Origin of the sequence: Paraclostridium bifermentans (assembly GCF_019916025.1) — a bacterium.
Taxonomy (GTDB): Bacteria; Bacillota; Clostridia; order Peptostreptococcales; family Peptostreptococcaceae; genus Paraclostridium; species Paraclostridium bifermentans.
Window position 1 is genome coordinate 2,241,668 of record NZ_CP079737.1, and the last position, 25,525, is coordinate 2,267,192.

The window sequence follows — 25,525 nt, forward strand, 5'->3', positions numbered from 1 at the left end:
TCCCCCTTATTAAATTTACTTTAATTGATTAAATATTCCTTTTATATCTAAAATTCCATATCCATAAATATTATTAGGATATTTTAATTGTTTATCTCGTTTTGCTCCTCCTTTTAAAAAGGTTCTTATTTTTTGAACTACAGATTTATTTTTATAGTTTTTATCAACAAATGTATATTGCATAATTAAAGCTATTCCTCCTGATGTATATGATGCTGCAACTGAGCTTCCAGTAATTGTACAATACGATTGCCCTGGATACGGAGCAATTATATTAACTCCTGGACAAACAATATCAGGGCTAATGTTTCTTGCTACAGCTCCTATTATTGGACCTCTTGATGAGTTTGCCCATATACTGTTATTTAGACTGTCATAAGTTCCTACACTAATAGCATCTCTATATCCTGCTGGAAAATTTATTGTGCATTCTGGACTGTTTACCCTAAATTTAGTTTTAGATCCTATTAAATCTTTATTTGGCAAATACAAATTATAAATTCCATTGGTTATAAATTGTCCAATTAATCTAATTTTCCACGTTCCTTTTTTTGCATTTAGTAATCTTATAATTGTTTGTTGCTGTCCTCCATACGGCATTGGATATATCGACCATATACTATAACTTGTTCCTTCTAAGTCAAATAACCCGTCCATTACGCTATAATTTGATACAGAGGACAACTTACTTTCTTCTCCTGATGGGGATATTATTAATACATTTGATTTATCAGGTTTATTTATCCATAAATCTATTTCTATTTCAGCTTCAGCTTCATCTAATTCAATTTCTATATCTTTAATGTCTCCTTTAAACTCAATATTTCCAGTAGCATGTGTGGTTCCTTTCCCCTCATTACCTGCTCCTACAACATCGCAAATTCCATAATCATAAAAATTATCATTTTCTACAATAGTAGTTCCTATTGCAATAGATTGATTACTTCCCAATGTTATATTGTTAACTAAGGGCATATTATTTTCTTTTGATTTCTTATACATGTAATTTATCGCAGCTTCTAGTGTTGCACTATTATAAAATCCATTTATTTTCTTTAATTTAACTATTATTAATTCACTTTCTTGTGCCACTCCTGAAAATTCATTTTTTACATTACCTAAGCCTGCACATAACCCACTAAGAGCCGTTCCTATTCCTTCCTCGTCTCTAGATAAATTAGGATTTTCTTCTTTTATAGCTTTATTTATATCTTCTCTAGTATACTCTGTTCCAATATTAAACTCATCAGGAGGATTACCTTCTTTTGTTTGATCCCATAAATATCTGATTTTAGATGTTCCATCTGGATATATAAAGTCTGGATGTAAGTAATCAACTCCAGAGTTAGCAATTCCAATCAAAACGCCACTTCCATTTACATTTATATTAGGATTTGTTTTAAAATAATTTGCACCTATTTCTTCTGTAGCAACAATTCCATTTTCTATACCTCTACTTATAGTAGCTAGCTGTGACATTTTTGTGTATCTTTCAATTGAATTTATTCCGTTTAGTCTATATAGTTCAGAAAACATATCTATATTGTTTTTGTCTATATATATAACTCCAAAGTTATTACTTATTTTGTACAACTTAACTATATTTTTAAAGTGTATTAATTCTTCTTCTATATTTTCATTAAAATATATATTAAATAATGCAATATACTTGTTAAAGTCAATTGTATCAATATCTCTAACTATATTAGCATTTTTTGAGTTAATCACTCCATTGAACATAACTATATGTTTACTAAAATCACTTTTTGGTAAATAATTTATATGTTCTATATTTTTTACTTTCAAGTAAATTTCTGGATTGTTTTTTTTCAAGCTATTATTTTGAAATGTAAGATTCCACTTTCCCTCTTCTATATTTTTTCTACTTTTCAATGTGATATTTAAATTATTTTCTTTAATGTAACTAGTAGATATATAAGTTCTACCTACAAAGTACTTGTTACTTTCTTTTTTTATATTTTTAATTTTACACTTTGATGGAGTTACTAAATCAATTGAGTTTGGATTTACGTTAAATATATCTATTTCTAATTCACTTATTCCACTTTCAATTTCAAATTCAAATTTATTCTTTTTTCTATTATTTTCAAAACCTATGTCTTTTTTAAGATATAGATTTGATGTATATCTTTCTGCCAAACTAAAATATTTTTCATAAAAAAAACTTGGTACTTCTAAATCAACTATAATAGGTGTTTTAAATAATTTACCTTTTTCTAATATAAACCCAACTTCTTTTATTATGTAATTAAATTCGGTTTCTTGAAAAAAGCCGCTTAAATTTATAAATACTCTATTAAATTTCTCTATACCGCTCTTTTTATATTTTAATTTCATATAGTTTTGTATATCCAAATCTTTATCTAAAAATTTGGATATTGTCTTAATTTTTTCATATATATTAACGTTGCATTCATCATATTCTAAAATAGCTTTGCAGTATATAAAAATCCCCCCTCAGTAAATTCTTCTATCAAAATATTATATGTGTATTTATTAATGTAATGATAGTTTTGTCACTAATTAATATGGGTAATCTTTTTAATATACATAATTTTTAGGTGGTGGAAACATGAGAAGCATAATATCAAAAACAATTATTTTTATAGGTATGATTCCTACTGCATTTTTCTTTAAAGAATTTTTCGGAATGGATAATATGTTGATTGGAATAACAGGGTTTATGGCTGCTATTAATTTAATAGACAACGACTATACAATAAACCCTATAAAAAATACAATTAAGTTTATCATTATAGAATTATCAATAGGGTCTTGTGCTTTTATAGCCGTAATATCTCCTTCTTTAACTTTAATATCCACTTTTCTAATTGTATTTGCTGTAGTTTATATATTTACATATGATACTACTAAGCCTATATATATGCCCTTTGTTTTAGGATATTTGTTTATGGTTTATTTTCCTATTAAATCATCCATTATACATGTTAGGATTGAAGCCTTAATATTATCGGCTTTACTTATAATGTTTGTTCAATTGATTGCTAATAAAAATAAGTTTTGGAATAAATCAAAGCATCAATTATGCAAAGACATAGGATTGATAGTTGATGAAATAGATATTTTAATTGCTAAAGAAAACTTAGATGATTTCCAAAAAATTAGTTTTACTTTAGATAATGATTTAAAAAATCTATCTCAGTCACTATATTCTAGAAAAGAAAAAACTTTTTTAATTTCAGATACAAGTAGACTTTATTTATGTATTACTCAAATATTAGATGGTGCTAATTCTATTTTAGAAAAAATAGTAGATGATAAAAATAATCTTAAAAATAACACTAATGAGTTAAAGATTTTAAAATATTTATTTTTAGATATATCTAGCTTTTTAAACAAAGAAATAGGTCTAATTGATTTAAAAGATAAAGTATATACATACATTCATAAAGATAATAAAAATGAATTTGATAACTATATATCCTATGAGTTAAAGCAAAATATGACTCTTTTAGATGATATATTAAAAAATATATCAAGTGGAGGGTTATCTACTAGTGATAAAAAATATGGAGTTCCTGGAAAGGTAAAAGATATAGAAATTATAAGAAGACGCTTTAATAGAAATTCACTTAGATTTACTTTTGCATTTAGAATAGCTTTATGCGTTAGTTTAGGAGCTTTTATTGTTAATTACTTTAAATTATATGAAGGTAAATGGCTAGTTTTCACTTTAGCTTCAGTCATACAACCTTATATAGAGTCTAGTGAGTCGAAAATGATAGATAGGATAAAAGGTACTCTTGTAGGGGTATTTATATTTGAAGTGACTTTTCATATTGTAAAAAATGTAGATGCAAAAATGTTTATAACATTTTTTTGCGGTTATATAAGTAATTACTTTAAAGATTATTCTAAAAGAATGACCTTCATGACAATATTTGCATTAGGTATAGGTTCTACTCACAATAATTTTAATATATTATCATTTGACAGGATAAAATTCATTTTAATAGGATGTATTTTGGCATTTATAGCTACTCGAGTTATTTTTCCTTATAAAATTAAAGATGTTACATTTAATTTAGTAAATAGCTCTCTTGATTTAAATAAAAAAATAGTTAATTTATTAAAAGATTTAAAATTTAAAGAGTTATATCATTCTAAAATTGACAGCTATGATTTAAGAGAACTAGTTTTAACTAATAGGTTAACAAATGATAAAATCAGCATAAATAATAATACAATACGTTGTGATGAAATTAATAAGTTTTTATATAGTGAGCGAGTTATAATGAGTAATTTAATACTTCTAAAAAATAGTATTTCAAATGATAGAGTTAAATCATTAGATATATGTGCTACCTCTATTAAAATGCAACAGTATACAGATGGAAAATTAGATAAGGATGATATGTTAAAAGAATTATATTCAATTGATAACTTAGATGATAAGTTAATTTTTATGAACATATACGAAATCTTTAATAACTTAAAAATTGCTCAAAACTTTTCAAAGTTAGTATGTTCAAACTAAAAAAGAAACTGCAATTAAATTTTATTAAAATTTGATTGCAGTTTCTTTTTTAATTAATCTCTACTATATAAATTTGTGAATTTTTCAAATTATATTGAGTCCTTTTCATGCAATTGTTACCTATAATCTTGACTTTTTTACTTTCTATCATATTGCAGATAGCTTCTCCATAGGTTAAACCACTTTCATATTCAACTTTTATAAATTTACATTTGTTTAAATTAAAAAGTGCTGAAGATGTCTTCCCACATATATGTATTACACCTTCTCCAATGCATTCTGAGGCTCTATTTAATATGTTTATAGTTGTTTCACTAACTACTTCTTCATATACTTTTGCCCCAACAATATTTATATCTCCTACTGGGTCACTATAAGATATTATCTTAGCTCCTTTTTCATATCCTTTAACTATATAATTAACTATATTATCCTCAATAATATTCATTAACTTGTCTATACAATCAAGGTTCTTTCTAACCCCTTTGTAAAAATACTTTAAGTCTACAAGTAAAGATATAATTGTCATAGGTCCGCAAACATTCAAAGTTACTATTTCATTTTTTGAACTTAGTATGCTTATTGATTCTAATAATTCTTTTATCCTTCCATTGTCAAAATCTATATTATCTAATTTAGATAATTCTTCTAAGCTAGAAAATGCATAAGTTCTTGACCTAGGACAGTTCTTTTCATCTCCTAAGTTTATACTTGCACCAAAAGCTTCAGCCTCTACTGTAGTACAAAATGGCAACTTGCAAATACTATCTTTTCTATAATCTTTTAAACTTTTAGATATGTATGCTATATCATTGGCATTTTTATGTAAATTAGGAAAACTTAAATTAGAACCCTGTATTATCTCTAATGGTATATTTTCATTATCTATCTGATCACATTTAAACTCTAATTTTTCCATATTTCCCCCTATATAAAAGTCTTTTTTAATTCTTCAAACTTTAACTCTGTTCCTATTATACAAAGTTTAGGACAAATTTTTAAACAACTTTTTTTAATGTCATATTTTCCATTTACATAATTGAACTCCAATAGACTATTTCCACTATTTACAAAACCTTTGCATCTTATTATTTTACCTAAAGACTGTGTTTCTAAAATTCCAAAGATTTTTTCTATATCATTTATAGAATATGTTTTAATAGGCATTAAAGCTATAGATGAGATTTCTTTCATGCTTTCACTTATATCTTTAGTTTTTATTTTTTTTATATCTTCATCGCTAAAATGAGCTAACTCATTAATATTTTTAATTGTTTCATAAAATTCTTCACTATTCCAATCTTCATAAATTATGTATGAGTTTTCATTTATATTTTTCAATGAATTAATTACACTATTTAAACTTTTATGATCTATAAGTTGAGATTTACTTATTATTATTGTCTTAGCATTTTTTATTTGATCTTCATAAAATTCACCGAAATTATCTATATAATCGAAATAATTGACTCCATCTACCACAGTAATTATAGAATTTAGCTTTAAATATTTTTTAAGCTTTTTATCATTAAGCATTATTAATATTTCACTTAGCAAACCTACTCCAGTTGGCTCTATTATTATTCTATCTGGATTAAGTTTTTCTACAATTTCCTCTATAGTGTTTTTAAAGTTTAATTTTATACTACAGCATATACATCCATTTTGAAGTTCTATAACTTCTAGTCCATCTTTTTTTATAAGTTCTCCATCTATTCCTATTTGTCCAAATTCATTTTCTAAAACTACAACTTTTTCATTCTTATTATCATTTAACATTTTTTTTATAAGCGTAGTTTTTCCAGAACCTAAAAATCCAGATACTATATCTATTTTTATCATTTAATCACCTTTTAAAATTTTAAGCAGTCTGTAAATAATCTTTCATATCCTTCTTTTGTAGATAGTTCAAAATAATTTATATCACTTGCTATAAAATCCATATTTTTTCTAATGTCCTTAGATAATAAGCTCATAATAGCTCCTGTTTTTGAAGAGTTCCCTATATATGTTATCCTATCTTTAAGCTCTTTTGGTATTATACCAACCCCAACTAAACTTTCTATGCTTAGGTGCTTACCAAATTGCCCTGCTATTATTACTTCATCTAATTCATTTATTTCCATATTAACTTGATCTGCCAATGCGTATATGCCTGACAAAATAGCACCCTTAGCAAGTTGAACTTGTCTTATGTCTTCTTGAGTTATAGATATTTCCTTATCAAGTTTAGATATTATAAATCGTCTCTTTTTATTTTCATCTACTATGTAATCACTTAAGTGACTTATTTTTTCATTATCTTTCACAACATCTTTTTTTGCTATACGTCCTGTTTTTCCTATAAGCTTTACTCTTGCTAATTCACTAATTGCATCAACAATTCCACTTCCACATATTCCTACAGGCTGCTGATTTCCTATAGTATTGATACTTATTTCATTTCCAATTTTAATATTTTCAATAGCTCCATCTCCAGCTCTCATTCCACAGCTAATATTCATACCCTCTAATGCAGGCCCAGCTGCACATGAACAAGATACCAACTCACCTTTTTTAGATAAAACCATTTCTCCATTTGTACCTATATCTATAAATAATACATTTTTATCTGTCTCTTTTAAGTTACTAACACACACACCGGCTACAATATCAGCACCTATATAACTAGATACGCCTGGAAGTAAGTACACACTTCCAAACTTAGATATTTCTATACCTAAGTCTTTAGCTCTAATATTTTTACTTTTCACAAACGTAGGTGAATATGGAGATTTCCCTATAGACATAGGATTAATATTTAATAATACATGCATCATAGTTGTATTTGCAGCTATTGAAACTTCATATATATTAGATTCATTTATAGAGTTTTTGCTGCATAGTTTTTTTATTAAATCATTTATACAATTTATAATTAATTTATGTAAAGTTTCTAATCCATTTTCTTTGTTCTTGATAAAATGAATACGAGATAAAACATCTAATCCATATTCTTTTTGTGGATTTATTTCACTTTCAGAACTTATTTCACATTTATTTTTAACATCAATTAATGAACAAACCACAGTTGTTGTTCCAATATCTATAGCAACTGAATATAGTTTATCCTGTGTATCATTTACTTCTATTCCTATTAATTTTTCATCTATATACACACCTGTACATTTTTCACATTCAAATATATTAGGTATATCTTTCAATAAGTAGTAATCATCTTTAAAATTACATTTAAAATGTTTTTCAAGTATTTCTTCATAAGGTATGTTATTATCTAGAGTAGGTTTTTCTATATCATATACTTCTTTTCTAAGTAGTGGTTTTTTTTCAAAATTTGGCATGTAGCCATCTGATAATATCTTATGATTTGTATTTTTTTTATCTAAAAATTCTATGTATATATCACCTTGAGGATAAACTAAACATCCTAACCTTACTTTATTATCAATTTCATCTCTAGATAAAAATTTGAATTCTTCATTAGTTAAAGAATTAATATTTCCACTTAAAACTTTAACTTTACACTTCCCACATAGTCCCTTTCCACCACAAGGACTTTCCATACCTAAGTTATTACTTTGTATTATATCTAAAAGATTTCTCCCGACTTCAAATTTATAACTTTTGTCCCCATCATATAAAAGACTCATAAAATCCCTCTTTATCTGCTATAATTTTTTGTACATTCTAATAGAACTTGTATATTATCTAATTTAGTTCTTACTCCTATTCCACAAGCTGGAGATATTATATCTACTCCATTTTTTAAACATGAATCGCACATAGTTTTTAAACTTTCTGTATCACTATTTTCAAGTGCAAAAGTACTTACATTTCCCATAATTGCTTTGTTTGATACATTTTCAATAACTTGTTTAACACTAGTTATTGAATCAAAACTAATTGCATCACTATGTAATGAATTTAATTCTTTATATATGCTTTTTAACCTTCCACATATATGTATTATAGTTCCCCCATTTGCATACTCTTTTAATTCATCTATTATTCTATTTAAATACGGAACTGCAAATTCATTAAAATTTTTAGCACCTAATATTTCGCCTGTACCACTAGGATCTGATATTGTTAAGATATCTGCACCTGCTTCAAGCTGAGCTTTCCCGAAAACTATAAGGTTATCAGTTACCAAGTTCATAAGTTCATGAATCATTTCAGGTTTTTTTCTTATTTCTTTAAAAAATATCATAGGTTCAAGTAGTGATGATGCCAAACTAACTGGTCCTGTTAAATTTGCAATTATTGGAACATCTTCATTTCTTTCTTTTAATATCTTAATAGCATCTACGACTACTTTTGCTCTTCCTTCATTAATATTTATATTTGTTAATTTTTTGTATTCTTCACTAGACATAATCGGATATTCAGTTACTCTAGGTTCTGTATTTTTAGTTCCCATATACACAGTAGCTCCCATACCTTCAGCTTCTACTGTCATACAAAATGGAACTCCAAAGTTTTCAAATGCTTTGTTTTTATACATACCTTGTGTTAAGTCAGCCATCATATTTGGATTTAAATGAGCTTCTGGCCAAGTTACACCCTCTATATCCATAACATCTTCAATTATCATATTCATCATACCCCCAGGACATATACATGGGGGTCTGTCTACATTCTCTTTTTTTAAAACTTTAAACAGTCGCTCTTTTGGGTTCATTTTATACCACCTCTTTAACTGTGGCTCTTTTTTTATCTACTAAATCTTTTGCAAGTTTTACCGCTTTAGAAGCTTCATGAGCATATCCATCTGCTCCAATTTGATCTGCAAAACTTTGTGATATAGGCCCTCCACCTACCATGACAATTACATCATCACGCATATTTTCTTCTTTTAATAAGTCTATTACTACCTGCATGTTATCCATTGTAGTTGTCATAAGTGTAGACATTCCTACCACATCAGCATTAATTTCTTTTGCTTTGTTTACAAAATCTATCGGTGGAACATCTCTTCCTAAATCAAAAACTTCAAATCCTGAAGTTTCTAACATTATTTTAAATAAGTTCTTTCCTATATCATGAGTATCACCTTCAACAACACCTACTACAGCTCTATAATGCTCTCCTGTTTGATGTTTTTGTAAACGTGGTTTTAATATATTAATACCTTCATACATTGCATCTGAACATAAAAGTAATTCAGGTATATAATACTCTTCTTCTTCGTATAGTTTTCCAGCTTCCTCCATGCCTGATGCTAATCCTTTAGATATACCTTCGTATGCATCAAAGTCATTTTCTACATATTCATTTGCTACATCTATAACTTCTTCATCTTCCATTTCAAGTACACATGAAGCTAATTTATTTAATAAAGATTCTTTTAAGTTTTCCATGTTTATATTCCCCCTATAAATTTTTTATGTTAATTGGGTATGCTCCAAATATTCTGGCAGCATCCATTAATGCTATAATTTTTTTAGGATCAGTTCCTATTGGGACATCGCAGCCTGTACTTAATATAAATCCACATTTACTATCGTGAGCTTTTTTTATACATTCTCTAGCTTCATTATATATATCCTCAATGCTACCTCTCATTATAGTTTCAACAGGGTCAACATTACCTATTAAGCAAACCTTATCCCCATAAGCCTCTTTTAATTCTCCAATATCATCTACATTATCTAAGCTTAAATTAGATATTCCAATATCAACCATATGTCCCCATACTTTTTTAGTTTTTCCACATATGTGTAAAGTTGTTCCACTTCCAGTTCTTTCAACAATTCTATCCATACATCTTTTTAAGTATGGTTTTGCAAATTCTACAAAGTTTTTCTCACTTATCATAGTACATGATGCATTTGGCTCTGCTAAGCTTGGGGCAAGCCCAATGTCACATGCTGCATCTATATAGTTTATAACACTCTGAGTTGAAAGCTCTAATAATTCATGAGCTTGATCTTTATTTTTAGTTAAATCTCTTAAAAATTTATCTGTTCCTCTTAAAAAAGAAGCTGTAGTAAATGGTCCTCCAACAGAAGTTCCAACACCAACTACTGAATTCAGTTTATCTTGAGTTATTTTTAAAGCTTCTAAAAAGTATCTTATTCTTCCATCTTTATAAGGATCTATAGGCTTTAATTTTCCTATTTCACTATAATCATTTATAGCAGACTTACTTATGTATGGTGTATTATGTGTTGGGAATGTAACTTCACTACCCATAGCTTCTGGAATTCCTTGTAATCCTGGTCCAAATCCTACACTATCTGGTCTAAATAGTTCATAGCTTCCTACTGCTACATCTACAAGCGCATCTACTGAGTGATTGTATTCATATATTGTATGCCCAAATATAGCTGATACACTTTCACCTAAAAAAGGTGAACATAAAATTCTATCCATTGGCTCTCCCTTAGAGAAAGCTTCCATTCTTTCTTTCGGCGTCATTTGATCTTTATTAATTTTATATTCCATAGCCCTACCTCTTTATCTATTTAAATATTACATATTCATATTACAATATATGTTAATTTTCTACAAATTGATAATATCGATACTCAAAAACGAAACTATCGATATTATCAATATAAAAAAATATCCAACTTAAAAAGTTAGATATTTCTTTATTTATCTAATACCATAAAATCTTTCAAGATAACTAATCATTTCATCTGCTATATTTAAATAATAATATATACTTACTAAATAGTCTGAGAAAAACAAGTCTGTAGCTTCTCCCTGAACTAATCTATCAACTAAAAGCGCTTGTTGCTGTAATGATGAATCTAGTATAAATGCGACTATTTCAACTTGATTTGCAACAAATAAATCTGAAGGTGAGTCTTTGTATACAACTTTAAATCTAGCTATAAGGTTTAAAACTGTCTTTAGTTCTGATGAATATGATGTAATTTGTTTTTGTATAGTATCTGCTTTTTGTTTAGCTGTTTCTGAATTGATACTTATAGTATTCATATTATTTCTTATTCTTTTTATTTCACTAAAGTATTTTATTAATTCTTCTTTTCCCTTTAATTCTTTACTTATTTGAGGTGGAGCTGAAGAAATTTTATAGCTTTTATCAACTCCATATATTGTTGAAGATGTTATTGTTAATAACATAATGGTAGCAATAAAAATTGATATGAATCTAGATGCAGCATTCTTCATTGTTATCCTCCTAGAATTTTTCTTATATATTATTTTCTTCATTTTAAAAATATATATTCAATAAAAATAAAAAATACTATGATCAAATTTGATTATAGTATTTTTTATTTTTATTGAATTTTTAATTGTTAATATGATTAAAATCTATAATCATATTTATTTTTAAATCCTTTGACCCTAAAGATATATTTTTCAACATTACTTCCTTGAAATTATTTTTATCAATTACGACATTTCCTTTTTCAAATTTAACATTTATATTGCTATCTTTAGAAAACCAATCTTTTATAAAGCTTTTCAATGCTATATCAACTATCCAATCATATAACTTTAGATCTAATAATTTAACTTCTTTAATCTTTAAAATCAAATTATTATTCTTATCCACAGTTGGCAAAAACTTAACTTCAATTGGAGTTGTTATATTTTGATTTACTTTATAATCAACCTTTGCAATTATCCCATTCTCTTCTATATCTATATTTACATTGCTTATTTTATCATTTTTAGTCTCCTTTAAAAAATAGTTTATTCCATTTAAAATAGATTTTTCAGGAACTAAAAATTCACCTTTTACACCTACTGGATTATCTATTAATTCTATATTTGTTGCTTTAACTCCAGCTATATCTCTAAAGAAAGTTAAATTTTTTTCTTCTATATTTTTAACTTTGTCCTCATTACTTTCTATTTTTTTAACGGGTTGATTACTCTGCGTTTCTAATTTTTTTATAGAAAATACTATAAAAGTAGATAACGTCAAAAAAATTATCACTCCTAAAAAAATTTTTCGCTTTTTATTACTCATTCTAAAAATTCTCCCTTTGATATTATATTATTTATATATATATTACCCTTATCTAAAAAAAAATAAAGTGTTTGAATATTAATTTTAATATCCAAACACTTTATTTATCTTAAATTTTCTGCTATACTTTCCATAGTTTTTTTAAAATTTAAAACTCCATAACCTAAATTTACATTTGGATAACTATATATATCTTGCCTATCTGCACCTATCATTAGATACGTCTTTATCACTTCTGTGAATAATAAATTTCTTCCAAGTTCACTTTGAGAACTTATATACTCCATTAAAACAGATGCCACTCCACTTATAATAGAACTACTTATTCCAGTTCCCGTTCCCTTTGCATACTTATTGTTTTTATAAGGTCCTATTATATCGACTCCTGGAGCTACTATATCCGGTTTTAAAGGATTTTGATTTAACGTTCCTCTTGATGACTGAATCCATATACTATCAGTATTATTATTATATGCTCCTACAGATAATACATTTTCAGTAGATGCAAACCAAGTTGTTGTTGAGAATGAACTTGAATTTATAAATCTGGTATCTTTATCTAATAAATTTTTATTTGGTAAAAATACATCATACTCTCCAGATATTAAAAATTCTGCCTTTAATCTTAAAGTCCATATTCCAGGTTTTATATCCATTAAATTAATTACAACTTCTTCTGTTCCTGACTTAAGCCACGGATATAAAAATCGCATCTCATAATTAGTTTTCTCTATATTAAACCTCCCTTTATATATAAATCTGTCAGGCGAATATTTTATATCATAGCTTAATTCTCCTGATGGAGATATTAAAGATGCATTTATTTTATCTGGTCCAACACAAGATACTATAATATCTAAGTTTTTTTGGTCTCCAACTTGAATTAATATATCTACAACGTCATTAATATTTTTAATATTTCCCTTATAATGAGTATCTGTATTTCCTTCATTTCCCAAACCACAAACAATAATTACTCCAGGAATAGTTAAACTTTCAAATAACTCTAATAACGTAGTTTCAACAACACCTTCGCTTTTACTTGCTACAGTTAAATTTATAACCATACTTTTTTGATGTTTCCTCAAACTCTCAGCAACATATTTTATACCTGCTAAAAAATCGCTAAGTGCATAGCTTATTCTTCCTTCTTTATATACACCTATTTCTTCTCTTAGTTTTACTACTATCAAGTCGCTATCTATTGCAATACCTTTATATGCTGAATTTTCATTACCTAATCCAGCCGATATCCCAGCTGCTAGTGTTCCTGTTCCAATACTATCTTCAGTTAAACTTTGATCTTTTTTAGAAATGTACTCATTTATCTGTTCGTTTGTAAACTCACTTCCAAAATTTAGACCTTCAGGCGGATTCCCTTTATTAGAACTTTGATCCCAAATAGATATTATCTTTGAGGTTCCATCTTTTCTTATAAAGTCAGGGTGCATATAATCTATACCAGAGTCTATAATTGCAATAACAGCATCTTTTCCTGTTGGATTTATATATGGATTTTTATCAATGTAATCTACCCCTGAAATAGACCTTGCTGACTTACCATTTTCACTATCTGAATTTATTTCTATAAGTGAACTCATATGAGTCGAAACTCCCCAATCATATATACATTCAATTTTAAAGAAAATTTCTTCATCAAATTCTTCACCAACATATATAGCAACTGCTTTTTTATTTAAAACAATATAGTTATTTAGGTTTTTTTGACTTAATTGAGTTTTTAACTCTTCCTCATTTCCATTATATATAGCAACATATGATTTCCCCAAATAATCACCCCTTAACTATTTAATTTGATCAAAAGTATTTTTTATATTTAAAATTCCATAACCATAGCTTGAATCTGGATAACTTATTTTACTATCTCTCTTAGCACCAGCTCTTAAATATGTCTTTATTTTTTGAACTACAGATTTATCTTTGTAGTTTTCTTTAAAAAGTATATACTGCATAATTAAGGCAACAGCTCCTGCTGTATATGATGCTGAAACCCCACTTCCACTTACTAATGCATATCTATCCTTTTCATATGGAGCGATTATATTTACACCTGGAGCTACTATATCTGGACTTTCAACTCTACCTATATTCCCAATTACAGGGCCTCTCGAAGATTCTGTCCATATACTAGAGTTTAAACTGTTGTAAGTCCCTACAGTAACTGTATCTTTGTATATAGAAGGATATGTTAATGTGTAATTCGGATTTCCATCTCTAAATTTAGTTCCAGAGTTTAATAGCAAGTGATTTGGCAAGTAAACATGGTATAGTCCATTTGTTATAGAGGCTCCCGTTAACCTTACTTTCCATATTCCCTTACTTACACCTTGCAAATTTATAATTGTCATTTGTTGCCCAGAATAATAAAGTGGATAGGTTGACCACATAGAATAATATGTGTTTTCGAAATCAAATAATCCGTCTACCACATTTAAATTAGATACAAATGATGTTTTACTTTCTTCTCCTGATGGAGATATGATTAAAACGTTTAATTTATCAGGTTTATCTACCCATAAATCAATTTCTATATCTTTTTCATACTCAGCTATTTCAATTTCTATATCTTTAACTTCTCCATCAAAGCTTATTTTACCCATAGTATGCGTCTTTCCATTTCCCTCATTCCCTGCTCCTGTAATCTCACATACTCTATATTCATAAAATAAATCATTATCCATAAATCCAATCCCTGGAGAAACTAAATTATTACTTCCAAGAGTTATATTTTGAATTATTGGCATATCTAATTTTTTTGCTTTTCTATAGCTATAATCTATTCCACTTAAAAAAGTTCCATTGTTATAAAAGCCATCTATTTTTTGTAACTTTACAACTATTAAATCAGCACCTTCTGCAACTCCTGCATAAGACTTATTTATACTCCCTAATCCTGCACATATTCCTCCTAGCGCAGTCCCTACACCCTCTTCATCAGTAGATAAATTAGAATTTTTTTCAGCTATTGCTTTATTTATATCATCTCTTGTATACTCAGTGCCTATATTAAATCCTTCTGGAGGCTTTCCATCTTTTGTTTGATCCCACAAATATAAAATTTTAGAAGTTCCGTCAGGATATATAAAATCTGGATGTAAATAATCTATTCCTGAATTTACAATACTTATTATAACTCCAGCTCCATCCAAGTTTACATTGGGATTTGTCTTAAAATAATTAACACCTATCTCTTCATTCGCTGTATATCCGTTTTCTGTTCCTTTAGATAAGTCTGTTAGTTGAACCATTTTTGTATATCTTTGCATTTTGTATATATATTTAAAAGTATAAAGCTTACCTACATCTTTAAATCTATCTTTTTGTATAAATACAATTCCCATTCCATCTGATAGCTTATAAAATTTAAATATATTGTCTAATTTTTTTAACTGTTCTTCATATTTGGGATAATAATATATAATAAATACAGGTTCAAATTCACTTGAATCTATATATGATTTAGGAAAATCTCTAGCCTCTAAATAGTTTTTTATTTCTTCATCCTGTTTATCTATTATAAATTCAGTTTCAATATAATCACTTTTATTTATTTCATTAAATTTTAAGTTCCAAATTCCATTTTCTATAAAACTGTCTGATTTTAATCTTATATTTATTTCATTTTTTTCTTTTGCATAAACTTTTAATTTACTGTTTTTAATTTGAAATTTCTTTTCTTGGAAATTTATATCTATATCTTGAAATTTTAAATTCGAGGGATTTGTAATATTTAGACTTAAATTTTGATTGTTTTCTAAAAACAATTTTATATTTATTAATTTCTGATATTTATGTACATTTAATTTTAGTTCTTTACTTTGTTCTAATCTAATATATAAATTGCTTTCATAATACTTTTGAGTATATTTTGAATCTTCTAGCTTTCTTATGCAGTTTAATCGTTTAATTGATATAAATGTATCTATATTATATTTTTGAGAAATATTTAAGATACTATCTATGAAAAGTTCAATATTATTTCTTTCAACTTTTTTTATGTCTTCTTTTGCATTTAGTTCTATGCATATATTTTTAAAGTTTTCATTAAGTCTATTGTGTTTATTATATATAATATTAACATCAGGGTACTTTGACTGTAAGTACTCCACAACTTCACAATCTGCTCTTTTATTATCTATTATTTTAAATTCTATATAGCTCTTTATTATTTTTATACCACAACCTATATTTTCATAAATTGATAGTATAAGTTTTCCATATTGAATTGTAATTGGATACTTTATAAGTTTCACCTCCCAATTAATCATTATACTAAAATATATATGTACTTATTTTTAATGAATGATAATTTTATAAGTTATCAATAAATATTAGTTAAATATAATTTCCTTAAGCATAAAAAATACCAGCTAAAAATAATTTAGCCGGCATTTTCAAATTGGATTTATGACTATTTTGAAGGTAAAATTTCTATCCAATAATTATCTGGGTCTGCTATAAAATATATACCCATATCTTTATTTTCGAAACAAATACATCCCATTTCTTTATGTAAATTATAAGCTGCATCAAAATCATCAACTCTTAACGCTAAATGGAACTCATTGTCTCCTAAATTATATGCTCTATCCCATTCTTTAAGCCATGTTAGTTCTAGTGTGTGTGTAGTTTCTCCATCACCTAGGTAAGATAGTATAAAACTCCCATCTTTTGCTTCATGTCTTTTAACTTCTTTAAGTCCAAGTGCCTTTTCATAAAACTCTAAACTTTTTTCTAAGTTCAATACATTTATATTGTTGTGACAAAATCTAAATTTCATATAATCCTCCTTTAATATGTGTTAATAATTACTTATTTTATAATACTAATATTAATTTATATTATAATCAAGTACTTACTAAAAAGTTAGTATTATGTTAAATTGTTTTATAGGTTAAAATATACTATAGATTCAATAAAGGTTGTGATAGTTTTGCTTATTAAAGATGGAAAAAAATATGTTTGCAAATTAGATTTAGCTTTTGAAATAATTAGAGGAAAATGGAAAGTAATAATTTTATGCCATTTGTTAGAAGGTCCTAAGCGTTTTTTAGAGCTACAAAGAATTACGTGTGGTGTAAGCCATAAGGTATTAAATGAAAAGTTAAAGGAAATGGAAAATGACAGTCTTATATATAAATTGGTGTATGATGAACTTCCACCTAAGGTGGAATATTATTTAACAGAAAAAGGAAATGATTATGCAAATGTACTTAAAAGTATAGAAACTCTTGGAGATAAATATTTTGATTTGTAGTATTATAAAAAGGAATCAATAGTTTTAATTGATTCCTTTTTATTTTTATATTAATTTATCATTTTTTAACAATTCTAATAAAGTTGGATTTAAATTGAATTCTTTTATAATATTATCTACTTCCTTCATCGCTCTTTCTTTCTTATCTTGTGAAATAGACCCTTTAGATGCCCTTATTAAGATATTTTTTGGTGAATGTGCTATATCTATAAACTCAAGAATTTGTGTCTTGTATCCTACTGCTTCTAATAAATTTCCTCTAACCGCATCTGTCATAAGAGCTGATACTCTTTCCTTTATAATCCCATACTTAGTTAATATAGAAAGCTCATCAGAATTTATCTGTTCATTAAATTCATGCTGACAACAAGGTACTGAGAAAATCATTTTTGTATTCCACTTCACAGCATTATAAAGCGCATAATCTGTAGCTGTATCACATGCATGTAAAGTTATAACCATATCTACATTATCAGTGTACTTATATCCATTTATATCTCCAAGCTCAAACTTTAAATTTTCATAATTATATTTTTGAGCTATATCATTACATTTCTTTATAACATCTGCTTTTAAATCTAATCCAATCATTTTTACATCTATTTTTTTTATTTCAACAAAATAATAATAAAGTACAAATGTTAAATATGATTTACCACACCCAAAATCTAATATAGTCAATTCTTTATAATCATTTTTCTTTATCTCATCATCAATTATTTCTATAAACCTATTTATTTGTTTATACTTATCATATTTAGATTTAACTACTTTACCTTCTTTTGTAAACACACCTAAATCTATTAACGGTTGTATTAACATACCTTCTTTAAGTATATAATTTTTTTCTCTGTTATGATTTTTATTTACTAAGTTTTCATTGTTACTTTTTTTCTTGCCTAAAAACACCTTACCTTTTTTAGATATCTTTAAATCATAGTTAACATTTTCAGACCAAGCAGCTACTTGTTTGTAACTTTCAAAAGTCATTTCAAACAATTTTGTTTCTATCATATCTAGATCTATATTTTCATGAAAAACTTGTTTATCTGTATATTTCTCTATTTGATAGTATTCTTTGTTGTTTTTTTCCTTTAGTTCAATATTAATTTTATTGTATTTAACATCTTTTTTTAGCTTATTACTAATAACAATTTTTAAAATTTTGTCATTAGCTATTTCATTAATCTTATTCTTTAACTCTTCCATAATGTCACACCTTATCATTTCTAATTTTAGTTTTTGATAGACCAAATACTATTATATATTACAAGCCTAATAAGTTAAACTATTTTGTGTAAATGTATATTATTTCAATAAATAATATACATAGTAAAAAGTAGAGTATTAAATTTATTTAATACTCTACTTTTTATTTAATCTTTTACTTTCTTTTTTTATTGAAAGTACTTGCTGCTAATCCTATAGTTGAAATTGTAAATAGTCCTATATACGGTAGCATGCTAGCATCATATGTTTGTGGACTGCTTGAGCTGTTTGATTCATAACTACTCTTGTTATTAGATGTATTTACTTTTTCTTTTTGAACATCATCCTTAGCTTGATTTGAACTAATTATATTTTCTTCATTCTTTGAGTTTGAATCATCCTTTTTAATTTCCTCTATAACGATAGGATCATTTGTAACTATTTTACTTATTACTTGATTTTGTTCCTTTATTTCAAATAGATACAATTTATCGTCTATTTTATATCCTTCTGGTGCTTTTGTTTCTTGGTAATAGTAGTTTCCATATCCTAAGTTATCGAATTCTACTTTCCCTTCTTTATTTGTTGTAGCTTTCGCTATTTCTTTTTTATTACTATCAAATATTGTAAATTCTGTGTTCCCTAATACTTTTTTACTATCTTTTGAATCTGTTTTTGTTATTTCTATTTTTCCTATTATCTTATCATCTGATACTGTTTTACTTATTACTTGATTGTTGTCTTTAACCTCGAATGGATACATTTTACTATCTATTGTGTATCCCTCTGGTGCTTTTGTTTCTTGATAATAATAGTTTCCATATCCTAAGTTATCGAATTCTACTTTTCCCTCTTTATTTGTCATAGCTTTCGCTATTTCTTTTTTATTACTATCAAATATTGTAAACTCTGTATTTGCTAGTACTTTTTTACTATCTTTTGAGTCGGTCTTTGTTATCTCTATTTTTCCTATTATTTTATCGTCTGATACTGTTTTACTTATTACTTGATTGTTGTCTTTAACCTCGAATGGATACATTTTACTATCTATTGTGTATCCCTCTGGTGCTTTTGTTTCTTGGTAATAGTAGTTTCCATATCCTAAGTTATTGAATTCTACTTTCCCTTCTTTATTTGTTGTAGCTTTCGCTATTTCTTTTTTATTGCCATCAAATATTGTAAACTCTGTATTTGCTAGTACTTTTTTACTATCTTTTGAATCTGTCTTTGTTATCTCTATTTTTCCTATTATCTTATCGTCTGATACTGTTTTGCTTATTACTTGATTATTGTCTTTTATTTCAAACGGATACATTTTACTATCTATTGTGTATCCCTCTGGTGCTTTTGTTTCTTGGTAATAGTAGTTTCCATATCCTAAGTTATCGAATTCTACTTTCCCTTCTTTATTTGTCATAGCTTTCGCTATTTCTTTTTTATTGCCATCAAATATTGTAAACTCTGTATTTGCTAGTACTTTTTTACTATCTTTTGAGTCTGTTTTTGTTATCTCTATTTTTCCTATTATCTTATCGTCTGATACTGTTTTACTTATTACTTGGTTATTGTCTTTTATTTCAAATGGATACATTTTACTATCTATTGTGTATCCCTCTGGTGCTTTTGTTTCTTGGTAATAGTAGTTTCCATATCCTAAGTTATTGAATTCTACTTTCCCTTCTTTATTTGTTGTAGCTTTCGCTATTTCTTTTTTATTGCCATCAAATATTGTAAACTCTGTATTTGCTAGTACTTTTTTACTATCTTTTGAATCTGTCTTTGTTATCTCTATTTTTCCTATTATCTTATCGTCTGATACTGTTTTGCTTATTACTTGATTATTGTCTTTTATTTCAAACGGATACATTTTACTATCTATTGTGTATCCCTCTGGTGCTTTTGTTTCTTGGTAATAGTAGTTTCCATATCCTAAGTTATCGAATTCTACTTTTCCTTCTTTATTTGTCATAGCTTTCGCTATTTCTTTTTTATTACTATCAAATATTGTAAACTCTGTATTTGCTAATACTTTTTTACTATCTTTTGAATCGGTCTTTGTTATTTCTATTTTTCCTATTATCTTATCATCTGATACTGTTTTACTTATTACTTGATTGTTGTCTTTAACCTCAAATGGATACATTTTGCTATCTATTGTGTATCCTTCTGGTGCTTTTGTTTCTTGGTAATAGTAGTTTCCATATCCTAAGTTATCGAATTCTACTTTCCCTTCTTTATTTGTCATAGCTTTCGCTATTTCTTTTTTATTACTATCAAATATTGTAAACTCTGTATTTGCTAATACTTTTTTACTATCTTTTGAATCGGTCTTTGTTATTTCTATTTTTCCTATTATCTTATCATCTGATACTGTTTTACTTATTACTTGATTGTTGTCTTTAACCTCAAATGGATACATTTTGCTATCTATTGTGTATCCCTCTGGTGCTTTTGTTTCTTGGTAATAATAGTTTCCATATCCTAAGTTATCGAATTCTACTTTTCCTTCTTTATTTGTTGTAGCTTTCGCTATTTCTTTTTTATTACTATCAAATATTGTAAACTCTGTATTTGCTAATACCTTTTTACTATCTTTTGAGTCTGTTTTTGTTATCTCTATTTTTCCTATTATCTTATCATCTGATACTGTTTTACTTATTACTTGATTGTTGTCTTTAACCTCAAATGGATACATTTTGCTATCTATTGTGTATCCTTCTGGTGCTTTTGTTTCTTGGTAATAGTAGTTTCCATATCCTAAGTTATCGAATGCTACTTTCCCTTCTTTATTTGTCATAGCTTTCGCTACTTCTTTTTTATTGCCATCAAATATTGTAAACTCTGTATTTGCTAGTACTTTTTTACTATCTTTTGAGTCGGTCTTTATTATTTCTATTTTCCCTATTATCTTATCGTCTGATACTGTTTTACTTATTACTTGGTTATTGTCTTTTATTTCAAATGGATACATTTTACTATCTATTGTGTACCCCTCTGGTGCTTTTGTTTCTTGGTAATAGTAGTTTCCATATCCTAAGTTATCGAATTCTACTTTTCCCTCTTTGTTTGTCATAGCTTTCGCTATTTCTTTTTTATTACTATCGAATATTGTAAACTCTGTATTTGCTAGTACTTTTTTACTATCTTTTGAATCTGTTTTTGTTATTTCTATTTTTCCTATTATCTTATCATCTGATACTGTTTTACTTATTACTTGATTGTTGTCTTTAACCTCGAATGGATACATTTTGCTATCTATTGTGTATCCCTCTGGTGCTTTTGTTTCTTGGTAATAGTAGTTTCCATATCCTAAGTTATCGAATTCTACTTTCCCTTCTTTATTTGTCATAGCTTTCGCTATTTCTTTTTTATTACTATCAAATATTGTAAACTCTGTATTTGCTAATACTTTTTTACTATCTTTTGAATCTGTTTTTGTTATTTCTATTTTTCCTATTATCTTATCATCTGATACTGTTTTACTTATTACTTGATTGTTGTCTTTAACCTCGAATGGATACATTTTGCTATCTATTGTGTATCCCTCTGGTGCTTTTGTTTCTTGGTAATAGTAGTTTCCATATCCTAAGTTATCGAATTCTACTTTCCCTTCTTTATTTGTCATAGCTTTCGCTATTTCTTTTTTATTGCCATCAAATATTGTAAATTCTGTGTTTGCTAATACTTTTTTACTATCTTTTGAGTCGGTCTTTGTTATCTCTATTTTTCCTTTTATTGCATCATTTTTAACAACTAAGTTGATATCTGAATCAGAATCTAATTTTATTTCAAATTGTATAGGATCAGTATTTAAAATGTATCCTTGTGGTGCCTTTTTTTCAACCGCTTTATATTTACCTGGCGAAAGCTTTAAATTAGCTATTCCATCTTTACCTGTTGTTACACTTGTTATCTTGCTTCCACTTAAATTTTGAATTTCAAATACAGCACCTTCTAATACTTTTTTTTCATTATCTGAATCAACTTTTTTAATAGTTGCATTATGGTCAGATTGTGTATTTAGTATATTTCCTAAATCTACAGTAGTCCCTATTTGATTTTCATTTATAATAATTTTTATCTCTTTACTATCTAAGTTATATCCTTTAGGAGCTTTTGTCTCTTTTAAATAATATACTCCTGGATTATCTATTGAGTGTGATAGTATTCCATTTGAATCACTATTTAATGTAGCTATAACCTTTTTATTACTATCCATTAAATTAAAAGTTGCTCCTGAAAGTGGCGATTTTGTTGTACTATCAATTTTTTTTGCAGTAAATCTATAACCTTTTTTCGTTTCAACTTTATTAGTTGTAGAGTTGTTTATCTTTGCAACATTAGTTACAGTTTTTCCATCCTCTACTTTAGAAAAATCCGTTTTTATTTTTACTTGAAGTGGTTCTCCATATTCTATCTCTTTTTTATCATTGGTAATTTTTATAGTATTGCTTTCTTTATCTATGTTTACATTAAAGTGTTCTGGAGTATCAACCCCTAAAATTTCAACTGCTGGATCTAACTTATCTGTTAAATTTAAATACCCCTTATCAAAATATCCATAACAATCAAAATCAATTGTGTAATTTACTATTTGATTATCACCTTTTTTAATTAATGTCTTATCTACTTTTTTTCGTGCATTTATAGCCCCTGCATTCATTTCATATCTTACAACATTTTGAACATCTTTAGATGTATTATCATAACTTAATTTAGCTTTATTTGTGTAAGCCTTTTGTCTCTGTGTAACTTCTAAGTCATAATAAATTAAATAATGCTTATCTGTATTCCCTATATTAACAGTTAGCTTATTATTTTCAAATTTTATCTTATCTTTCATTTTATCTGTTACCCATTCAAAGTTATCAGATATATCATATGTACCTACCATAATGCTTCCATCTACTAATTTCATTCCATCTGGAATGTTATCTTCAATAATTGCATTTGTTACACTTTGATTATTAGGGTTTATATCAAGTGTATATTTAACCTTATTGTCATTAAGATTTACTATATTTATTGTATTTCCATTCTCATCTTTTGCTGTCTCATTAGTTCTACTGTATTTGGTTAACATCTTACCATCGTCTTTAGGTTTTACTATTGCTTTTGATGATAATGTTTCATCATGTTTAATTAAATCAACAACATTATCATAACGTTGCATATTTTGCTTTATTATAACACTATAACTTACTCTATATTTGTTATAGGTAGTTCCAAAATTTACATTCACTGAATTATTTTGTGTATTTATCTTTCCTCGAAAATCTTCTGTTACATCTTTCTCTGGCTTACCATATTGTGTTTCATAAACTTTTACAGAATCTTTAACTAACTCCATTCCATTAGGAATAGCATCCTTTATATATGCATTATACATAGTTGCATACTTTTCATTAACATATATACTATATTTTACTTTTTTACCTATAACAGGATTATTTATATTGTTTATTAATGTTCCATTTTCATAACCATCATATCCATCTGGATTATCAACAGTTTTATAAATTTGTCTATCAGTTACAGTAGGAGGATCTACTGGCGGTTTTTCATCGGGAGGAACTATTTCCACATCAATATATTGAACTGTACCATCTAAATTAACTTCAACTCTTTGTGTTGTGTTAGTTTCAACATTTTTAGCTGTAGCCTTTACACTCATGTATCCACCTATTGCATCATTTGCACCTTCACTAAACACAGCTGTAACAGTTGTTCCGTCTACATTTACGCTTTTAAAATGTTCTGGCGGATATTTAGGTTGAATATTTTCAAATACATCCGGCAATTTAAATGTTATTGTGTCTCCTGCTTTTATACTCCCTGGCCCATTTAATGCCTCGTAATTTAAATTAAACTCAACTTGTTCCCCTGATTCCAATTTTGTCTTGTTGCTTGTTAATGTCAACTTAACATTATTGTTTTCAGCAAACACTGTCATCCCTGGAGATATAATGTTTAGTATTAGATTTAATATCACAATCATACTAAGCATTCTATACCTTTTTTTTGTTCTCACAAAATCACCTCATCTTAATTTTTTATAAAAAAAGGCTATATTTATATTCAATAAATATAGCCGGTTGCACCACTAACTCCGCATACCCCAGGTGCCCACATACAGGGTATACTTCTTCGCCTCTATTTTTCTTCAATTTTCATAATTTAAAATAAAAAAGGCTATATTTATATTCAATAAATATAGCCGGTTGCACCACTAGCTCCACATATCCCAGGTGCCCACATACAGGATATACTTCTTCGCCTCTATTTTTTCTTCAATTTTCATAATTTAAAATAAAAAAGGCTATATTTATATTCAATAAATATAGCCGGTTGCACCACTAACTCCGCATATCCCAGGTGCCCACATACAGGATATACTTCTTCGCCTCTATTTTTCTTCAATTTTCATAATTTAAAATAAAAAAGGCTATATTTATATTCAATAAATATAGCCGGTTGCACCACTAACTCCGTATATTCCAGGTGCCCACATACAGAATATACTTCTTCGTTTCTATTTTTTAAATTAACCTTCATAATTATAGCGTAT

Annotated in this window: 16 protein-coding genes and 4 riboswitches; of the genes, 2 read left to right on the plus strand and 14 right to left on the minus strand. The window is 27.1% G+C overall.

Going from position 1 to position 25,525, the window contains the following annotated elements; translation table 11 throughout:
- Window positions 1–15 precede the first annotated feature (15 nt).
- A complete protein-coding gene (locus tag KXZ80_RS10780; RefSeq protein WP_021433484.1) occupies window positions 16–2,358 on the minus strand; it encodes a S8 family peptidase in 2,343 nt (780 codons plus the stop codon).
- Window positions 2,359–2,593: 235 nt separating this feature from the next.
- On the opposite strand from KXZ80_RS10780, the gene KXZ80_RS10785 reads away from it, so the two are divergent.
- On the plus strand, window positions 2,594–4,519 hold the full coding sequence (locus tag KXZ80_RS10785; RefSeq protein ID WP_021433485.1) for an FUSC family protein: 1,926 nt from the start codon (window positions 2,594–2,596) through the stop codon (window positions 4,517–4,519).
- 49 nt (window positions 4,520–4,568) lie between these two features.
- On the opposite strand, the gene KXZ80_RS10790 is transcribed toward KXZ80_RS10785, so the two are convergent.
- The 11 genes from KXZ80_RS10790 to KXZ80_RS10840 form a co-directional block, all read right to left on the minus strand.
- Window positions 4,569–5,438 carry a uroporphyrinogen decarboxylase family protein gene (locus KXZ80_RS10790; RefSeq protein ID WP_021433486.1) on the minus strand — a complete coding sequence of 290 codons (870 nt, stop codon included), beginning with the start codon at window positions 5,436–5,438 and terminating at the stop codon, window positions 4,569–4,571.
- Between the two features lie 8 nt (window positions 5,439–5,446).
- Complete coding sequence (locus KXZ80_RS10795) at window positions 5,447–6,361, minus strand: GTP-binding protein (RefSeq protein WP_021433487.1); 915 nt, start codon at window positions 6,359–6,361, stop codon at window positions 5,447–5,449.
- 11 nt (window positions 6,362–6,372) lie between these two features.
- On the minus strand, window positions 6,373–8,169 hold the full coding sequence (locus KXZ80_RS10800; RefSeq protein ID WP_021433488.1) for an ASKHA domain-containing protein: 1,797 nt from the start codon (window positions 8,167–8,169) through the stop codon (window positions 6,373–6,375).
- Window positions 8,170–8,180: 11 nt separating this feature from the next.
- Entirely contained in the window at window positions 8,181–9,200 is a 1,020-nt protein-coding gene (locus KXZ80_RS10805; protein WP_021433489.1) for a methylcobamide:CoM methyltransferase MtbA, read from the minus strand.
- 1 nt (window position 9,201) lies between these two features.
- Window positions 9,202–9,879 carry a corrinoid protein gene (locus KXZ80_RS10810; RefSeq protein WP_021433490.1) on the minus strand — a complete coding sequence of 226 codons (678 nt, stop codon included), beginning with the start codon at window positions 9,877–9,879 and terminating at the stop codon, window positions 9,202–9,204.
- A gap of 13 nt (window positions 9,880–9,892) precedes the next feature.
- A complete protein-coding gene (locus tag KXZ80_RS10815; protein ID WP_021433491.1) occupies window positions 9,893–10,966 on the minus strand; it encodes a uroporphyrinogen decarboxylase family protein in 1,074 nt (357 codons plus the stop codon).
- 153 nt (window positions 10,967–11,119) lie between these two features.
- A complete protein-coding gene (locus KXZ80_RS10820; RefSeq protein WP_021433492.1) occupies window positions 11,120–11,662 on the minus strand; it encodes a hypothetical protein in 543 nt (180 codons plus the stop codon).
- Between the two features lie 121 nt (window positions 11,663–11,783).
- Entirely contained in the window at window positions 11,784–12,425 is a 642-nt protein-coding gene (locus KXZ80_RS10825) for a hypothetical protein (RefSeq protein ID WP_021433493.1), read from the minus strand.
- Between the two features lie 149 nt (window positions 12,426–12,574).
- The gene (gene cspC / locus KXZ80_RS10830; protein WP_021433494.1) at window positions 12,575–14,260 is read right to left on the minus strand and encodes a bile acid germinant receptor pseudoprotease CspC; all 1,686 of its coding nucleotides are present in this window, start codon (window positions 14,258–14,260) and stop codon (window positions 12,575–12,577) included.
- 15 nt (window positions 14,261–14,275) lie between these two features.
- Window positions 14,276–16,744 carry a S8 family serine peptidase gene (locus tag KXZ80_RS10835; RefSeq protein ID WP_052011326.1) on the minus strand — a complete coding sequence of 823 codons (2,469 nt, stop codon included), beginning with the start codon at window positions 16,742–16,744 and terminating at the stop codon, window positions 14,276–14,278.
- Window positions 16,745–16,902: 158 nt separating this feature from the next.
- Window positions 16,903–17,271, minus strand: coding sequence for a VOC family protein (locus tag KXZ80_RS10840; RefSeq protein WP_021433496.1), 369 nt, complete (start codon window positions 17,269–17,271; stop codon window positions 16,903–16,905).
- A gap of 153 nt (window positions 17,272–17,424) precedes the next feature.
- Here KXZ80_RS10840 and KXZ80_RS10845 point away from each other — a divergent pair, with 153 nt between their 5' ends.
- Window positions 17,425–17,748 (plus strand): winged helix-turn-helix transcriptional regulator, encoded by a 324-nt coding sequence (locus tag KXZ80_RS10845; protein WP_021433497.1) that lies wholly within the window; start codon window positions 17,425–17,427, stop codon window positions 17,746–17,748.
- A gap of 45 nt (window positions 17,749–17,793) precedes the next feature.
- Here KXZ80_RS10845 and KXZ80_RS10850 read toward each other — a convergent pair whose 3' ends face one another.
- Together KXZ80_RS10850 and KXZ80_RS10855 are read right to left on the minus strand one after the other, a co-directional pair.
- Window positions 17,794–18,957, minus strand: coding sequence for a class I SAM-dependent methyltransferase (locus tag KXZ80_RS10850; protein WP_021433498.1), 1,164 nt, complete (start codon window positions 18,955–18,957; stop codon window positions 17,794–17,796).
- A gap of 175 nt (window positions 18,958–19,132) precedes the next feature.
- The gene (locus tag KXZ80_RS10855) at window positions 19,133–24,988 is read right to left on the minus strand and encodes a SpaA isopeptide-forming pilin-related protein (RefSeq protein ID WP_223132716.1); all 5,856 of its coding nucleotides are present in this window, start codon (window positions 24,986–24,988) and stop codon (window positions 19,133–19,135) included.
- Window positions 24,989–25,037: 49 nt separating this feature from the next.
- Window positions 25,038–25,121: riboswitch (cyclic di-GMP riboswitch) on the minus strand.
- Between the two features lie 42 nt (window positions 25,122–25,163).
- Window positions 25,164–25,247: riboswitch (cyclic di-GMP riboswitch) on the minus strand.
- Window positions 25,248–25,290: 43 nt separating this feature from the next.
- A riboswitch (cyclic di-GMP riboswitch) is annotated at window positions 25,291–25,374 on the minus strand.
- A 42-nt stretch (window positions 25,375–25,416) separates the two neighbouring features.
- Window positions 25,417–25,500, minus strand: a riboswitch (cyclic di-GMP riboswitch).
- Window positions 25,501–25,525: the final 25 nt, after the last annotated feature.

Coding starts and splice junctions, on each gene's coding strand:
- KXZ80_RS10780 (WP_021433484.1), bottom strand. CDS start 2,358: ATGAAATTAAAATATAAAAAGAGCGGTATAGAGAAATTTAATAGAGTA.
- KXZ80_RS10785 (WP_021433485.1), top strand. CDS start 2,594: ATGAGAAGCATAATATCAAAAACAATTATTTTTATAGGTATGATTCCT.
- KXZ80_RS10790 (WP_021433486.1), bottom strand. CDS start 5,438: ATGGAAAAATTAGAGTTTAAATGTGATCAGATAGATAATGAAAATATA.
- KXZ80_RS10795 (WP_021433487.1), bottom strand. CDS start 6,361: ATGATAAAAATAGATATAGTATCTGGATTTTTAGGTTCTGGAAAAACT.
- KXZ80_RS10800 (WP_021433488.1), bottom strand. CDS start 8,169: ATGAGTCTTTTATATGATGGGGACAAAAGTTATAAATTTGAAGTCGGG.
- KXZ80_RS10805 (WP_021433489.1), bottom strand. CDS start 9,200: ATGAACCCAAAAGAGCGACTGTTTAAAGTTTTAAAAAAAGAGAATGTA.
- KXZ80_RS10810 (WP_021433490.1), bottom strand. CDS start 9,879: ATGGAAAACTTAAAAGAATCTTTATTAAATAAATTAGCTTCATGTGTA.
- KXZ80_RS10815 (WP_021433491.1), bottom strand. CDS start 10,966: ATGGAATATAAAATTAATAAAGATCAAATGACGCCGAAAGAAAGAATG.
- KXZ80_RS10820 (WP_021433492.1), bottom strand. CDS start 11,662: ATGAAGAATGCTGCATCTAGATTCATATCAATTTTTATTGCTACCATT.
- KXZ80_RS10840 (WP_021433496.1), bottom strand. CDS start 17,271: ATGAAATTTAGATTTTGTCACAACAATATAAATGTATTGAACTTAGAA.
- KXZ80_RS10850 (WP_021433498.1), bottom strand. CDS start 18,957: ATGGAAGAGTTAAAGAATAAGATTAATGAAATAGCTAATGACAAAATT.